General features: G+C 61.9%; 16 protein-coding genes. 2 read left to right on the top strand and 14 right to left on the bottom strand.

Features of this window, described 5'->3' with window-relative positions; translation table 11 throughout:
- Positions 1–409: 409 nt before the first annotated feature.
- The 10 genes from SO156_RS20300 to SO156_RS20255 form a co-directional block, all read right to left on the bottom strand.
- Positions 410–1120 carry a hypothetical protein gene (locus SO156_RS20300; protein ID WP_498536021.1) on the bottom strand — a complete coding sequence of 237 codons (711 nt, stop codon included), beginning with the start codon at positions 1118–1120 and terminating at the stop codon, positions 410–412.
- 79 nt (positions 1121–1199) lie between these two features.
- The gene (locus tag SO156_RS20295; RefSeq protein WP_498536020.1) at positions 1200–1727 is read right to left on the bottom strand and encodes a P-loop nucleotide/nucleoside kinase family protein; all 528 of its coding nucleotides are present in this window, start codon (positions 1725–1727) and stop codon (positions 1200–1202) included.
- Positions 1728–1892: 165 nt separating this feature from the next.
- Positions 1893–2513: a hypothetical protein gene (locus SO156_RS20290; RefSeq protein WP_498536019.1), complete on the bottom strand. Its 621-nt coding sequence runs from the start codon at positions 2511–2513 to the stop codon at positions 1893–1895.
- A 50-nt stretch (positions 2514–2563) separates the two neighbouring features.
- Positions 2564–2761 (bottom strand): hypothetical protein, encoded by a 198-nt coding sequence (locus tag SO156_RS20285; protein ID WP_027521248.1) that lies wholly within the window; start codon positions 2759–2761, stop codon positions 2564–2566.
- 236 nt (positions 2762–2997) lie between these two features.
- The gene (locus SO156_RS20280) at positions 2998–3786 is read right to left on the bottom strand and encodes a fumarylacetoacetate hydrolase family protein (RefSeq protein ID WP_498536018.1); all 789 of its coding nucleotides are present in this window, start codon (positions 3784–3786) and stop codon (positions 2998–3000) included.
- Positions 3786–4799, bottom strand: coding sequence for a 2-dehydropantoate 2-reductase (locus SO156_RS20275; RefSeq protein WP_498536017.1), 1014 nt, complete (start codon positions 4797–4799; stop codon positions 3786–3788). The genes SO156_RS20280 and SO156_RS20275 overlap by 1 nt, the downstream gene beginning before the upstream one ends.
- Before the next feature lie 111 nt (positions 4800–4910).
- On the bottom strand, positions 4911–5336 hold the full coding sequence (locus SO156_RS20270) for a CBS domain-containing protein (RefSeq protein ID WP_498536016.1): 426 nt from the start codon (positions 5334–5336) through the stop codon (positions 4911–4913).
- Positions 5337–5528: 192 nt separating this feature from the next.
- Complete coding sequence (gene oxlT / locus SO156_RS20265) at positions 5529–6845, bottom strand: oxalate/formate MFS antiporter (protein ID WP_458146355.1); 1317 nt, start codon at positions 6843–6845, stop codon at positions 5529–5531.
- A 259-nt stretch (positions 6846–7104) separates the two neighbouring features.
- Positions 7105–8391 carry an oxalate/formate MFS antiporter gene (gene oxlT / locus SO156_RS20260; RefSeq protein ID WP_498536015.1) on the bottom strand — a complete coding sequence of 429 codons (1287 nt, stop codon included), beginning with the start codon at positions 8389–8391 and terminating at the stop codon, positions 7105–7107.
- Between the two features lie 243 nt (positions 8392–8634).
- Positions 8635–8772 carry a hypothetical protein gene (locus SO156_RS20255; RefSeq protein ID WP_498536014.1) on the bottom strand — a complete coding sequence of 46 codons (138 nt, stop codon included), beginning with the start codon at positions 8770–8772 and terminating at the stop codon, positions 8635–8637.
- A 202-nt stretch (positions 8773–8974) separates the two neighbouring features.
- Between SO156_RS20255 and SO156_RS20250 the strand changes: the two genes are divergently transcribed.
- On the top strand, positions 8975–10306 hold the full coding sequence (locus tag SO156_RS20250; RefSeq protein WP_458146358.1) for an Hsp70 family protein: 1332 nt from the start codon (positions 8975–8977) through the stop codon (positions 10304–10306).
- Between the two features lie 38 nt (positions 10307–10344).
- On the opposite strand, the gene SO156_RS20245 is transcribed toward SO156_RS20250, so the two are convergent.
- The 4 genes from SO156_RS20245 to SO156_RS20230 all read right to left on the bottom strand — a co-directional run bounded on the left by SO156_RS20245 (position 10345) and on the right by SO156_RS20230 (position 14492).
- Entirely contained in the window at positions 10345–12285 is a 1941-nt protein-coding gene (locus SO156_RS20245) for an AI-2E family transporter (RefSeq protein ID WP_498536013.1), read from the bottom strand.
- Between the two features lie 599 nt (positions 12286–12884).
- A complete protein-coding gene (locus SO156_RS20240; protein WP_458146359.1) occupies positions 12885–13337 on the bottom strand; it encodes a universal stress protein in 453 nt (150 codons plus the stop codon).
- A gap of 465 nt (positions 13338–13802) precedes the next feature.
- Positions 13803–14246, bottom strand: a complete 444-nt coding sequence (locus SO156_RS20235; RefSeq protein ID WP_498536012.1) for an SRPBCC family protein — start codon at positions 14244–14246, stop codon at positions 13803–13805.
- A 99-nt stretch (positions 14247–14345) separates the two neighbouring features.
- Positions 14346–14492 (bottom strand): exonuclease domain-containing protein, encoded by a 147-nt coding sequence (locus SO156_RS20230; protein WP_498536011.1) that lies wholly within the window; start codon positions 14490–14492, stop codon positions 14346–14348.
- 537 nt (positions 14493–15029) lie between these two features.
- On the opposite strand from SO156_RS20230, the gene SO156_RS20225 reads away from it, so the two are divergent.
- Complete coding sequence (locus tag SO156_RS20225; RefSeq protein ID WP_498536010.1) at positions 15030–15977, top strand: LysR family transcriptional regulator; 948 nt, start codon at positions 15030–15032, stop codon at positions 15975–15977.
- Position 15978 lies beyond the last annotated feature (1 nt).

The raw sequence follows: 15978 nt of genomic DNA, 5'->3' as shown, positions 1-15978 counted from the left end.
CATGACGACCGCACCTTCACAGGCGTGCTACTGCCCAGTGGGGCCACCCTCCTCGGCGATCGGGTTAGTCAGGACGTGGACATGGTCACAGTGCGCTTCAACTACCGCTTCGGCGGTTACGGTGCACCGGTCACCGCGCGCTACTAAAGCATGATCCGGAAAAGTGTGAAGCGGTTTTCCGAAAAGATCATGCTCAAACAATAACCTAAAGCGCGATGACGATTCATCCTAATCTCATCGCGCTTTAGTCGATCGCTGGTTAGCCACCATTTGAGCCCCGGCACAGCCGGGGCTTTTTTTGCCGCACGAACGGTTGGCCGAACTGCGGTGGCCGAGACAGGTCCCCGGCACTGCCAGCCGAGGCACCTATCCGGGATTTCGCTGCGCTCGATCCGGACTACACGTGCCTTCACCTGTCGGCACTCAGGCGGAAATTCATCTCGATCTTCTCAGGCGGCCCGCCGATCCCGGGGCGCCAGGGCGAATAGTCCGGCGTGGGATCGGGATCGCGGGAGAGGTCGAGCCGCCAGATCTCGGTCGGCGTGTTGGGAAGAGTCAGGATGACCTCGCGCCGGCTCGTCTTGTAAGACAGCGCGGCGGTCGCGAGGATCACCTTGCGCTCGCCGTCGTGACCGTACCAGCCCTCGCTCAAGTTGACGGGCGCGAAGCCACGGCTTTCGGCGACAGAGATCTGCACGTCGGTCTTGTCAGCCGGCAAGGCCATGCCCGTCGGCAGGCGGAATTGCAGCTCGAGGGTCATGTCGCCGTGCGTGAGGTAGGGCGAGCGGATCAGCTCGTACCAGCCCCAATAGGCGAGGCCCGCGATGATCAGCACGACAGTCACGGCAAAGGGGTAGGAGAGGTGCGTCCGGCCCACCGCGCCCGGTACCGCCGCATCGGCCGACGGCACGCTCTCGCGGACGAGGCCGAACCTCGTGAACAGCCAGACGCCGGCGATGAATCCGACGAGGCCGCCAAAGGGTCCGATGTTGAAGAACGCGCCCATGGCGATGCCGCCATCGCGGTCCGGCCCGGACAGCAGCACGACCAGCGCGGCAAGGGCGGACCAGCCGGCGAGCGCGCCGAGGAGACCGGAGAGGAGGCCGAGGATGAAGGACATGATGGCGATCTGCGGGGCTTCGATGTCTTTAATGGTGGCGTCGCCTCGTTTGTCGCGCTCTGCGACATTTGGGTTCGAGTCACTCGTCCCGATGGCTCGCCCCAATGTGCTGCAGAATGCGAGCGACCAGGGAGTCTGTCGAACCATCCGCCGTGTCCAGGATGAGGTGATCCCGGTCCCAGGCTTCGTAGGACCTGTTCACGACCTCGTCCCAGGTCGGGGGGATGAGGCCCTCGATGTCGGACACGCGGGCTTCGACCCGGCCACGGTGCGCGGCGAGGTCGCTGCAGATCAGTTCGATTTCGACGATCCGGATAGAGGCTCGCCGGGCCGTTGCTCGCCAGCCGCGCCGACTTGCAAGCAGGGGATTGACGCAATCGGCAACGACAACGCGGCCGAGTGTCAGATTTTCGAACGCGAGCGCGTTCGCGACGGCGTAGCCGTGCGCGCCAGGCTCGACGCCGACCGCCCGCAGGCTCTGTTCGATCGCATCAATGCGAAGGTAGGTCGCGCCAGTTTGCCTCGTCAGCTCCCGGGCTAGCGTCGTCTTTCCGGTGCCAGGCAGGCCGCTGAGCACGAGCAGTTGGGGCGCAATGAATGCTGTCATGCCCCATGTTGGTTCGGCCGTTCAGGGCTGGCAATAGGCCGGGCAAAACGAATCGCGAAGGGCGGTCGCCCGGATGAGCGATGCGATATCCGGGTCTTCGATGGAGACTGTTTCCCGGATGTCGCTTCGCTCATCCGGGCTACGAAAGCCAAAATACGACGTGCGTTACTGCTCCGGCGCGAGCTGGACCATCTGGCGGCCGGCGTTCATTTCCTTCAGCTTGTTGACGTACTCCTCGGGGCGCTGCCAGCGCATGGGGACCTTCAGTCCCATGAACTCTGCGATGTTGCCGATGAAGCCCGTGCAGTTCATGGTCTCGGCGTTCCAGACCGGCGAGGTGTCCTGCAATTTCCTGATGTAGGCGAACACCCGCTTGGCGTCGGCCTCGTTCAGATAGACGCGGTAGCTCGCCGTCAGATATTCCGGATCGAGGTCCCCATAGCTCGCGCCGGTCTCCGATGGGACCGGAATGACATGGCCGATCATATAGGTAAGCGTGTCGCCCACAGGCGTCAGGCCTGCGACTTCGACGGCACGCTCGCTGGTCTTGCCGTACCAGACAAAGGCATGTCCCCAGCTCGCCGCGGTCCTTGCCCTGAAGTCCACGTAGTACGGGCCCTTTGCCTGACCCGGCTTCGACCGCGCATCACGAGACGCGAGCGCATTCGCTTCAGCGATGCGCTTGCGCGTCTCATGGGCGGAGGCCGACTGGATCGTGCAAACGAGCGAAAGGACCGCGCATCCCGCAAGGAGGCGCAGTCCCGATCTCTGACGTGTGATTGCCACGCTTCGCCTTTCAGCCGTCGACAAAAGCCGCTTTGGAGATGCGTGAGGCTTTAGTAGCGCGACACGATGGGGCCGGGCGCCTTGCCGATCGGAGCCTTTCCAATCGGTGATTTGCCGATCGGCATCTTGCCGATCGGAGCCGGCCCCTGCGGATAGACGGGGACGGGCTGCCGGTGCGGCAGATCCGCGGCGCTCGCGGCCGTCGCCAGAGCAAGCGTTGCACCCATTGCAATCACGATTTTCTTCACTGGTAGTTCCCCTTTGAGATCAGACAAAGCACAGCCATAGGGTGCCGCGCTCCCCAAGCAGCCCAAGATGGGTGTCGGAATGCGTCGACAGTGCGGCGAACGCGCGGTTTGTTGGGGGAAAATGCCTTGTGTGATGAAAATGACGCATGGATCGAAAGCGATCGTCATTCCGGGCTCGCGACTTCGTCGCGCCCCGGAATGACGGAGAGGGTGGGCGATACGTTTCGCAAGCGAGGCTACAGCCGAAACTCGTTGGTCAGCTCGCCGATGCCGTCGATCGCGACGGTCACGGTGTTGACGGGCTCCTTCATCACGCCGACGCCGACGGAGGTGCCCACCGCAATGAGGTCGCCCGGAAGCAGGGTCATGTCGTGCGAGATCCTGCTGACGAGCTCCTGCGCGCTGAAGATCATGTCGGAGATTGGATAGTTCTGCCGCTCCGCGCCGTTGAGGATGGTGCGCACCACGAGCCTTGCTGGATCAAGGCCGGTCGCGATCACCGGACCGAACGGGCCGTAATCGTCGATGCCCTTGGCGCGGGCCCATTGCGCGAATGTGGGATCGCGGGTGAGGATGTCGTTGGCGGTGATGTCGTTGACACAGGTGTAGCCGAAGATGAAGGCGTCGGCTTCGCTCCGCGAGACGCGGGCGCAGGTCTTGCCGATGACGATGCCGAGCTCCCCTTCATAGGTGGTCTTGCCGTCATAGGTGGAGGGGCGGCGGATCACGGCGCCGGGCGTTGTGATGCTGGTGGTTGCCTTCAACAGATACAGCGGCTCCGGTGGCTCGGGCTGATTGAGCTTTGCGGCGAGCGCGTGAAAGTTGTTCCAGAGCGCGACGATCTTGCTCGGCGCACACGGCGCAAGCAGCTCGACCTCGCCTGGCGCCAACACCTTTCCGTTCGGCGCGTTGCGGCCGAACATCTCGCCGTCATGGACCGCGATGCCGTTTTGCGTGAGCGTTCCGAATCCCGTCGCACCAGCGTGTCGGAAGCGGAGCCATTTGCTCGGGCCGGCCGCGCTCATCACGCCACCGCCTTGGTTTCGGCAGGTACCGTGACGCCGTCATAGAGGCCAGCGATGCGGGCGCGCTGGGTGACCATGGCGAGCACGGAATCGAGTGCGGGCGTTGCGATTCCGGTCATGCGGCCCATCTCCTGAACCACGGTGACGAGTGGATCGATCTCCATCGGGCGGCCGCGCTCGAGATCCTGGAGCATCGAGGTCTTGTGCGCGCCGACCTTGCGGGCACCCTCGATGCGGCGCTCGACGTCGACCCGGAACTTGACACCGAAGGTCTCGGCGATCGCCTGCGTCTCGAGCATGACCGCGCGCGACAGCGCACGCGTCGCAGGATCGGTGCAGATCACGTCGAGGGTTGCATGGGTCAGCGCGCTGATCGGGTTGAAGCAGACATTGCCCCACAGCTTCAGCCAGATCTCGTCGCGGATGCGGTCGAGCACCGGCGCCTTCATGCCGGCGGCGACGAAGAGATCGGCAAGTCGCTGTACGTCGCTCGTGATCTCGCCCGAGGGCTCGCCGAGCGGGAAATTGTTGCCGTAGACGTGGCGGATCACGCCGGGCGCCTCGATCTCCGTGGCCGGATAGACGATGCAGCCGATGGCGCGCTGCGCGCCCAGCTCGCGCCACTGTCGTCCGCCGGCATCGATGCTCTCGAGCGTCGAGTTCTCGTAACTCCCGCCATGCTTGTAGAAGTACCAATAGGGGATGCCGTTGACCGCGGTGACGATGCGGGTGCGCGGCCCGAGCAGCGGCTGCATCTTCTCGATCACGCCGGTGATCGAGTGCGCCTTCAGCGTGACGATGACGTAGTCCTGCACGCCGAGTTCGGCCGCATTGTCGGTACAGCGCGGATGCACCACGTGCTCCTCGCCATCCATGAGCAGCGTGAGGCCGCGCTCGCGCATGGCGGCGAGGTGAGGGCCGCGCGCAACGAGGCTGACGTCGGCGCCGGCACGCTTAAGCTGCACTCCAAGATATCCGCCGATCGCGCCGGCGCCGTAGATGCAGATCTTCATGAAATCCTCGCAGAGGGGAGCTGAATCGGGATTTTGGGCACGAAAGTCCGGGCCGGCTCGGATGGTCCGAGCCGGGGGGCCGGAAGTCACGGGGGAAAAGTAGTTTGGCCGTCAGGCCGCGTGCGGCGTGCTGTCCGTGATCTCGTCGACGGCAGCAGCGATGTCGCGCATGCTGATGACGGAGACGAGGCTGTAGTTATCGATCACAGGCAGATGCCGGATGTGGTGCCGGTTCATCAGATGCCGGACGTGCTCGATCGTATCGTTTGAGGTGCAGGGGACGAGCTGCTGCACCGAGATGAGCTCGGAGACCTTGACGTTGACGCCGTTCGCGCCGTGCTCGGCGACGGCACGCACCACATCGCGCTCGGTGAACATGCCGACCGCGGTGTTGCCCTCGGAGCGGACGACGTCCTTGACCACCAGCGCGCTGATGTTGTTGGCGCGCATCAGCTTCGCGGCAATACCCACCGTTTCGTTCATACGCACGGTCACGACGCGCGACGTCTTCTTGCGCAGAATGTCTCCGACCAGCATTGCAACCTCCCTGGGTGAACAACCTCGCAGTAGTCTGGTATACATTATGCCAATCGTCAAGCGCTGGATTTCGCCGATCCGAAAAATCTTGCGGCAGCCGTGCTGACGTTTGTCGCGACTGGATTAGCCGTGACAAAAAGAAAGGGGCGCGATGCTGCGCCCCTTTCGATCGAATGTCGATGTGGTGAAAGGCTATGCCGTCTTGGCGTTGCCCGTCGCCGCCTCGGTCGTCGCGGCTTCCTTGCCGAGGATGAAGGAGCGACGCAGCGGCTTGATCACGAACACCGCCATCAGAGCTGCCGTCGCGTTCAGCGCGACTGCCACGACGAAGACCGACTTCCAGCCATAGGTCGCCGAGATCACGCTTGCGAGCGGCACCAGCAGCGAGGCGGTGCCCTTCGCGGTGTAGAGCATGCCGTTGTTGGTGGTTGCGAACTTCGAACCGAAGGTGTCGCCGCAGGTCGCGGGGAACAGCGAGTAGATCTCACCGAATACGCCGAAGTACACTGCCGTTGCCAGCACGAACACGATCGGCACGTGGCCATAGGCCGACAGCGTCAGCAGCATCAAGGCGGCCGTGCCGAAGGCGATGAACATGGTGTGCTCGCGGCCGATATTGTCGGAGACCCAGCCGAAGAACGGACGGCCGAAACCGTCGAAGATGCGGTCGAGCGAGATCGCGAAGGTCAGCGCCGCCATCTGGAAGCCGGCAAGCGTGACGGGCGTGCTGGCGATGTTGAAGTCGTGTGCGATCGGCGCGATCTGGGCCGCGGTCATCAGGCCGCCGGAGGCAACCATCACGAAAACCACGTACATCACCCAAAAGATCGGGCTGCGCAGCACCTGCGGCGGGGTGAAGTCGATCCTGGTCTGCGGCAGGTTGAGCTTCTTCTTCTTTGGCGGCACGAAGATCGACGGCGGCTTGATGAAGAAGGCGAGCACGAAGACGATCAGCCCCTGGCCGATGCCGAAGGTGAAGAACGCGCTCTGATAGCCGCTCGAGGCGATCATGCTGGCGATCGGCACCACGGTGAGCGCGGCGCCCGCGCCGAAGCCCGCGGCGGTCGCGCCGGCAGCGAGGCCGCGGCGGTCCGGGAACCATTTCAGCGCGTTGCCGACGCAGGTGCCGTACACCGCGCCCGCGCCCATGCCGCCGACGACCGCGGCGGCGTAAAGGAAGGTGAGCGAGTCAGCGTAGGAGTTGAGCACCCAGGACAGCGCGATCATCACGCCGCCGAACATGATCACGATGCGCGGGCCGTATTTGTCGACGAACCAGGCCTCGATCGGCACCAGCCAGGTTTCGGTCACGACGAAGATCGTGAAGGCGAGCTGGATCGCGGCGCGACCCCAGTGATGCTTGGCGTCGATCGGATCGACGAACAGCGTCCAGCCATATTGCAGGTTGGCGATCATCGCCATGCAGACGATGCCCATCACGAGCTGGAGCCAACGGAAACCACTTCGAAGAGGCGCGGCCGTGACGGCGCCGTCCGTGCTGGAAATCATCAACAACCTCCCAAGGCGCCTGTCTGTTGTTATCCGGCGTCGGCAAGACGACGGAGTGTCGCAAATCTTGTGGCGTATCGACGCAAGCGCGGCGCGCAGCTTGGTATACCATATCCCAGAATGCAAGCCCTATCTTGTCGTGCGTCGCAGCAAAATGCGCTAGCTTCTTTGGATTATCGGAAATTGGAACTGGTCTCCAAAAACGAAAACGCCCGGTCCCAAGGGACCGGGCGCAACGCGCGGATTGAAGAGGCGAGGTCTACGCGGCCTGCGCGACCACCGTCCTGCGCCAGGGTTTCAGCACGAGGATCGCAAGCAACGAGGCAAGGATGTTGGCGCCGGCCGCGATGATGAACACGTTGTCCCAATGGCCCGAGGTCTGCTGCACGTAGTTCGCGAGCGGAACAAGAAGTGCGGCCGTGCCCTTCGCGGTGTAAAGCAAGCCCGCATTGGTGGTCGCGAACTTTGCGCCGAACGTGTCGGTGCAGGTCGAGGGGAACAGCGAGTAGATCTCACCCCAGGCGAAAAACACGAAGCCCGACAGCAGCACGAACCAGACGGGATCGTGGCCCCAGAGGTAGAGCATCCAGATGCCGATGCCCTCCATGCCGAAGGCGATGAACATCGTGTTCTCGCGGCCGATCATGTCGGAGATCCAGCCGAAGAACGGACGCGTCAGGCCGTTGAGCACGCGATCGATGGTCGCCGCGAACGTCACTGCCGTCATGGTCATGCCGACGAGCGTGACCGGAATGGCGTCGACCTTCCAGTCGACCGCGATCGGCTTGAGGTTCGCCGTCACCATCAAGCCGCCGGCGCCGACGATCATGAACATGAAGTACATCAGCCAGAAGATCGGCTGCCGCAGCACTTCGGTAGGCTGATAGTTGCGGCGGCTCTGCACCAGCGCGGCATTCTGCACCACATTCGGCACCTGGCCCGGCTTCGGCGCGAGCAGGAAGAAGGCGAGAATGCAGATGATGATGCCTTGGCCGAGGCCGAAATAGAGGAAGGTGGACTGGAATCCTGAGTCCTTGATCATCGCCTGGATCGGCGCAACCGTGAGCGCGGAGCCGGCGCCGAAACCTGCCGCCGTGAGGCCGGCGGCGAGTCCCCGCTTGTCCGGAAACCATTTCAGCGCGTTGCCGACGCAGGTGCCGTAGACGGCGCCGGCGCCGATGCCCGCGATGATCATGCCGAGATAGTAACCGTTGAGAGTCGTGGCGTGAGCATTGATGATCCAGCCGATGGCGCAAAGCACGCCGCCGACGAGCACGACGATACGCGGACCGTACTTGTCGACGAACCATCCCTCGACCGGCACGAGCCAGGTCTCGAACAGCACGAACAACGTGAAGGCCCACTGGATCGAGGCGCGATCCCAGCCGAATGTTTTCTGGATGTCGGGGACGAAGAACGTCCAGCCGTATTGGTAATTCGCGATCATCACCATCGCGGCGACGCCGATCGCCAGTTGAGCCCAGCGAAAGGTGTCGCTGACGCGAGCGGCCGTTGGGGCCGTTGTTGCGTGCACCATGTCCGTCATGAATCCTCCAGAGGCGCTTCTCTTTTTTTGCGAGCGCTGTGGCGGCATTCTTGTATTCGTTATGCCAAGCATCAAGCGCCCGACGGCTCGCCGTGCGCTTATGCCGCAACCGTCTTGAATCGAGGTCGCGCAACGAGCCGGTGCGCGCAAATAGAAATGGCCCCGCGAAGAGGGGCCATTCACCGAAAGTAGCAATTCGGGAAATTTAAACTCGGGCGCGACAATTCGACGCTGCTGTTGGTCTCAAAGGCCGAAGCGCGGCTGATCGCCATTGCGGATCGAAATCTCGGCGCTCGCCATCAACAGGCGGTCGATCGCGGCGACGAGGCGGCCGATCAGAGAGCTGGAGGGCTGGAGCGTGACAGCGGCGGACTTGGACATCGGAAGTTCCCTTGCTTGAGACAGGCCAACATTGCCGTCTCATCTTCGAAAGGCAATCTAGGTATACCAGATGCCAGGATCAATTGACTTGTTTGCATAGCAGCATTTTGTATCCCGCATCGCAGCAATCTGGATCTTGGCAGGGCAATTCAAAGCCGCTAATGGTCTGCCCCCTTTTCCCGAGCATCTGTCAGAGTGGTTCATGTCGAGCGCCTCGCCCGCCGTCTCGATCGGCATCGATTTTGGAACCAGCAATACGGTCGTCGCGCTCGCGACGGACGACCGTAGGGTCGAGGCCATCCGCTTCGATCATGGCGGGCAACGGCACAGCGTCTACGTGTCGGCCCTGTGCTTCTGGGAGGACCGGCCGGGAAGCGGAGCCCAGGCTGAAGGCGGCCCGTGGGCGATCGAACAGTTTCTCGAAGGGCGCCACATCTACCGTTTTCTCCAGTCGTTCAAGACCTTCGCGGCCAGCAGCAGCTTCAATTCCACCCAGGTGTTCCGGCAGCGCTACAAGTTCGAGGATATTCTCGCGGCGTTCCTGCGGACGCTATCGCGCCATGGCGGCGACAGGTTCGGCTTCGAGGCGGCGAATATCGTGGTCGGCCGTCCGGTGCGCTTTGCCGGTGGCAATCCCGACGAAGCGTTGGCGATGGAGCGCTATCGGGCCGCCTTCGAACGGCTGGGCGCCGGCCACGCACGCTATGTCTACGAGCCCGTGGGAGCAGCGTTCTCCTTCGCCCGCCGCCTGGAGCGCGATGCCACCGTATTGGTTGCTGATTTCGGCGGCGGCACCAGCGATTTCTCCGTGATGCGTTTTTCGCGCACAGCAGGCAACTTGCGCGCCGAGCCGCTCGGCCACGCCGGCATCGGGATTGCCGGCGACACGTTCGATTACCGCATCGTCGACCACGTCGTCTCGCCGCGGCTGGGAAAAGGCTCCAGCTTTCGTTCGTTCGACAAGGTGCTGCCGATCCCCAACAGCCACTACACCAACCTCGCGCGCTGGCATCAACTCGCGATGATGAAGAGCAACGGCGATCTGCGCGAGCTCCGGGAGCTTTCGCGTACCGCGCTGAAGCCGGCTCTGCTCGAGGATTTCATCACCATCGTCGACCTCGACCTCGGCTTTTCGCTGTACCGGGCTGTGTCCGACGCCAAGGTCGCGCTGTCGGCCAACGATCAGGTCGACTTCCGCTTCAATCGCGGCGGAGTCGACATTGGCTCAACCGTCACACGGAAAAACTTCGAAGCCTGGATTGCCGACGACATCGCGCGGTTGGGCGCCACCGTCGACAAGGTGCTGGGCGAGGCCGGCATCACCTCGCGCGAGGTGGAGAAGGTGTTCCTGACCGGCGGGACCTCTTTCGTGCCCGCCGTGCGGCGGCTGTTTGCCGAGCGGTTCGGCAACGAACGGCTGATGTCGGGAGACCAGTTCGAGTCGATCGCCTACGGCCTCGCCCTGATCGGACACAGTCCCGACCCGGACCGCTGGGCCGCGGGTGGTGGGCTCAGGCCGGGGGCTGGTGCGTAGAGCATGATCCGCGTGCTTTCCACAAGACGCGCCGCTGTCTAGCCACGCTGGGGCGGACTTGTGTTAGATCGCGCGATATCCCTGGTGTCATTGGCCGTAAGTTCGCGCTGCTTGGCGGCCGTTTGAATGATTGCTTCCAACGTGGCACCGAATGACCCAACACAAACCGTTGCGCCGACCGTATCCATCGTCGGCGGCGTGGCACCGGTCCCGAAAAGCGCGAGAACAATCCGGGCGTCGGCGTTCTTCCTGTTGAGCCTGCGAACGACATCTTGAACCTTGGCGCTGGACGGTTGGCCGACGTAGCAGAGGCACGCGAGCGAGGTATCCGTCATGTCGAGCGAAAAGAATTTCGCCGTTGATAGCGCATCCGCCTCTTCCGCCATCGCCTCGATACCACGGTGCCTCAGCAAATAGGACAACACCAGCGCCGTCGCTTCGTCGAGCTTGCCGGATCCTGGAATGCAGAGCGCCGAACGCGGCGAACGGCTTTCTCCCTCGATCAACCTGCGTTGCGCCCTTGCTTCCTCAATTGCGATCGCCGCACCGGGGCTCGAGCTCATGTCCAGGGCCGGCGCGTCCAAATCGTAGTGCGCTTCCAGGTCGGCCACCAGCTCGTCGACGGTTGAAGCAATGCGATTTAATCGCTCTTCGTCGAGATGGCCCAATCGGCGGTCGGCTTCCGCGAGCCTCAATCCCTCAAGCAGGATTGTGTCGCAGTATTCCTCAAGCGACGCCCCTTTGAGGAACTCATGCGCTTGCTCGGCGGCTTCAAGAGGATCTCCCGCCAGCATTCGTTGATAAGCCAGCTGAGGTGGGCTCAAAGGAGGCCGGTCGCCCAGCATGATTTCGAGGAACTTGAGCCGCTCGACATGCCGTCCCGCGACAACGAGACATATCGTCAGAGGCGTCGCCATCACCAGGCCGACCGGGCCCCACAGCCACGTCCAGAATGACGCAGACAGGATGATCGCGACGGGAGACAGGCCAGAACTATGGCCATAGATCAATGGTTCAAGAACCTGCCCGGCGAGCAGTTCCAGAACCACGAACAAGAGAGCCGTCAGCACCAACATTTGCCAGCCCGAACCAACGGCAGCGGCGAGAATGAGTGGAAATATGGCCGAGATCAGCGCACCAATATACGGAACGAACCGCAGGATCATCGCCAACAGCCCCCACAACGGAGCGGAGGGCACGCCAATCAATTCGAGACCTAAGCCGATTGCCAGACCGAACGCTGCGTTGAAGATCATCTGGGTCAGGAAGAGTTTGCTCAGGCGCTTGCCCGCATCATCAAGGGCTGCCGTCGTGCGCTGAATGTCGCTCGATCCGGCAAGACGGACGAGACGATTCCTCAGATCCTCCCTTTGCAACAGGATGAAAGTTACGAAAATGACGACGATCCCGGTCGTCGTGAGCGGCGAAAGCAAAGGCTCGATGATTTTGGCGAGCGTCGTCAAGGCACCCGGGTCGGGCTGCTTGACTTCAACGGGTATCGGAAGCGCTCTCTCTGATGATTGTCGCGCGAGCGCATTGTCCGGCCGACCAGTCGTCGCGTCACCGTGTTGCAGCTCTGTCCCCAGTTCCTTGAGAACGGTAGAGGCCTGTTCCAGCGTTCCAGAACCGCCCATCAACCCGCGAAGGCTCTCAATCTTGTCACTCAGCGTTTGCTGATATCCGGGCAGCCTGGCGGCTAGGTACGTTGCCTGCGATACCATAAGCCCGCCCAGACTGAATATGATCGCAAATCCGAAGAAGACGACTATGAGCACAGAAGCCGTGCGCGGAACTCGCCATGAGTAGAGACGTATGACGAAGGGCGCGAGAACGAAGCTCAAGAGAACGGCCAGTGCGACCGGAACGAAAACTTCCCGGCCAAAATAGAGCGCAGCAATAATCAGTGCTGCGACAGCCATATTCGTCAGCGCGCTGCCTCGCCGCTGCGTTAGCCTTATTTGCTCGGGTTTCTCCTGCAACTGCGTGGCCCTCGCCCTTGGCCGAACCGATAGTCGCTGTGCCTTCGATGAAACCCTTCGGTTTCACGGCGCCAAACATCATCCAAGAGCCGATCATAAGACCTGGCGCCAAGCCTGGTGAGCTCAGTTGGACTTGGGTTCTGCAACGCGAACGAACGAATGCCGTCGCGCGCTCCTCTTTCGGCGCGGAGCGACTCTACGCCTCTTTTCCACCTCAGGTAAGAACAAAGTAGGGGATGACGTGCGCGCTTGTTCCGGCGCGCCTGCCGTGTCGGTGAGGTGATCGAATTGGGCTGACTACGCTGCGGCACATGTGAAAACGGCCCGGAGGGTCGGGGAGACTTCCGGGCCGAGCGTTCCCTCCACTTAAGACCCCCTCGTGCGGCGAGGGGGCTACGCTTCCATGGAAACACTACGATGCAACAACCGCAGAACGCGCGCGCCTGCAAATATCTTCTTGGTAAGGCAGATTAACTCGCCGCAAGCTTCATCCGTTTCGGGTTCGAAAGCCGTCGCGCGCTACCGATGACGAGCGCTGCCCGTCCACGCCTAAATCCGAACCTGCGCTCACGCTGTGCGAGCCCAGCGCACCATGCCCGCTAGTGCACGACCAACACCGGCACGCTTCCGTCGGCCAGGACCTCCGATGTTTGGCTCCCCAGGAACAGCTTCCTGAGACCGCGATGCCCGCGAGAGCCCATGACGATCAAGTCGTAGCCTCCAGACTTTGCCGTTTCGATAATTGTAGTGGCCGGGTGCGCATTCGGAACATGCAAGAGTTGCGCGGATAATCCGGCGCGCTCCGCCATGGCGCGAGCTTCGCCGAGCACTTTGCCCGCCCGTTCCTTGCAGGCTGCGTCGAAGCGATCAAACTCTTCCTGCGAGGGAATCCAACCCCCGGCGTATCCACCCCCATAGTCGACCGGCAGAGGTTCCGTTACGGTGATCACCGTCACTTTAGCGTTCAAGGCCTTTGCCAAGGCAATTCCGTGCTCGACGCCTTTTTTCGCGACATCCGATCCATCCGTGCTCAAGAGAAGATTGGCGTACATTTGGGGCTCCCTTGCTCGTCGAACGTTTCCCGAAGAGAAGTGATGCTCGCTTATATGGCCCGATCGTCGCCGTGCGTCCACGCGCGAACATCATCGGCCCGCGCTGTCTCGCTATTCTAGAGCGCGAACCCCATCAGGGCCGCGATCCTCAATGAGTAATGGATCACGATCAGCGCGCCGATGATGAACACGGCGACGCCGATCACGGCCCACCATTTGATCCTTGTGGTCATCTGGCCTTCCTTCTTGCCGATGCTACTGCGCGTTGTGGCCATCGCAAAGGGCCGGTCGCTCTTGCCTCCACATAGGACGGGTTGAGCGAGCGCACGTCCCGATGGTCCCCCACATGAAAATGGGCCGCCTCAACCGGGCGGCCCATTCGTCTGACGTCAAGCGGTTCGACCCACTCCGCGGCCTGCTTCTGCGGTGCGGTTTGCCGCCCGCAGCAAAACCCTCCGCGAGGCGCTACTGATTGATCTCGGGCTCGACGAGCCTTTCCAGGTTCCGCAGCGACTCCTGCCAGCCGAGATAGCAGGCCTCAGGCGGAATGGCGTCCGGTATGCCTGCCTGCGTGATATCCAGCTCGGCGCCGACGGATACTTTCTTCAAGATCACGGTCACCTGGATCTCGCCTGGCAAATTGGGATCGTCGAATTTGTCGGTGTAGCGCAGGCGTTCGCCCTGGATGAGCTCGACATATTCGCCGCCAAACGCGTGGCCATTGCCGGTCGTGAAGTTCCGGAAGGACATTCTGAATGTGCCGCCGACCTTGGGCTCCAGGTGGTGCACGGTGCAGGTAAAGCCATTGGGCGGAAGCCATTTCGCGAGCGCGTCCGCTTCGAGGAAGGCGCGATAGATTTTCTCCGGGGTGGTCGCCAAGACGCGATGCAGGCGTACAGTGCTGGGCATGCTGGTTGATCCTCCTTGAAGTAATGGGTCCGAAATTGACGTCCGTTGCCCATTCATATCCCGAGGACGAACCAGACGTGGTCGGCCCGACACGACATCTCAGATTTTTTGCCGGGTATGGGCCAGGATCCGATTGCCGCGGATCCTGATTGCCGCAATGGTGACAATGTCGGCTGTCCGCACGTTGAGACCCGTGGTCTCGCAATCTGTGACGACAAAGTCGTCGTCCGGAGCTCGATCGAACATGTATCGATACGACTGGACGGACCAGCGTGAACCATCGTCATCCCAACCATAGGTCCGCCCATGGATCATCGATATGATGTTGAGGCTGCAGCCTGAGGGCGCGCGGCGCGGACATGCGGTTCATTCCGTAAGCCTGCACGTGCGAGCGTGCCAGGGGCTGGGCCGCGGCGTGCGTTGGGTGAGCTGCAAGAGCAGGGGAAGAGGCAAGCGCAAAGCCGAGCGCCATCGTTGCAAAGAAGAGAACAGAGTGTCGTGATTTTTCTACGGTCATTTCGATTCTCCATTTGTTGGGTCTGCACCATTGAATGATCAGGCCCCGCGCATCGCGCTATTCGATGTGAGGGAAGATGGCGCATGACCAATCATCGATCCAACGAATAATTTAAGATGTTTCAATCGATAAAATCGATTAATCTGCCGACGCAGCGAGGCCACCGGGCGAGAGTGCCATCGCCGAAAGAGACAGATTGTTCTCGATAGCGAGATCGCGCTTGTTCGAATGAACGGTGGTTTGGGTGACGGAACAGGATTGCCGGCATGACCCTTGAACAGCTTCGCATTTTTGTTGCCGTGGCTGAATGCGAGCACGTCACCCGAGGCGCGCAACAGCTTAATCTGACCCAATCGGCGACGAGCGCCGCGATCGCCGCGCTCGAAGAGCGTTACGCGACCAAGCTGTTCGATCGGATAGGTCGTAGGATTGCGCTGACCGAGGCGGGGCGGCTATTCCTGAAGGAAGCAAAGGCGGTGCTTGCCCGTGCGTCCGACGCCGCGAAGGTGTTGACCGACCTTGCCGACCTCACGCAAGGCTCATTGGCGCTGGCGGCGAGTCAGACCGTAGCGAACTATTGGCTGCCCGTGGCGATCCAGAGCTATCGGTTGCGATATCCTGGCGTCGTCGTCAGCACGACGATTGGCAACTCGGAAAATGTCGCAGTCATGGTTCGCGAAGGCAGCGCCGATCTCGGCTTGGTCGAAGCGGCGATTGATGATCCAACCCTCGTCATGGCTCCCGTTGCGGAAGACGAACTCATTCTTGTTGCGCCGCCAACCCATCCCTGGGCAGCAAGAACGCCGCGATCGGCGCAGGAATATAAGCGCGGACCTTGGGTGTTGCGCGAGCCAGGCTCAGGTACGCGATCGGTCTTCGAGGGTGCGCTGCCCGGCCTTGGTTTAACGAGCAAGGATCTCAACGTCGCGCTCGTGCTCCCATCGAATGAAGCCGTTCGCGCCGCAGCCGAGGCTGGCGCCGGGGTCACCGTGATATCCAGGCTGGTGGTTGCGAATTCGGTCAAGGCAGGCAACCTCGTTCCCGTCAAATTTCCTCTTCTGCATCGCCGCTTCGTCGCCCTTCGACACAAGGAGCGATACGTCAGCCGCGCGGAGCAGGCATTTCTAGACGTGATTTCGAACAACGCTGCTTCGAATCGTCAAAAAAGCAAGGGCAGCACGCGAAGCTTCGGTCTCCCAACCATCGAGAGATAGA

The organism is Bradyrhizobium sp. UFLA05-125, assembly GCF_059803515.1.
The sequence above is the reverse complement of the archived record's forward strand: the minus strand, read 5'-3'. Positions and strand labels throughout refer to the sequence as shown.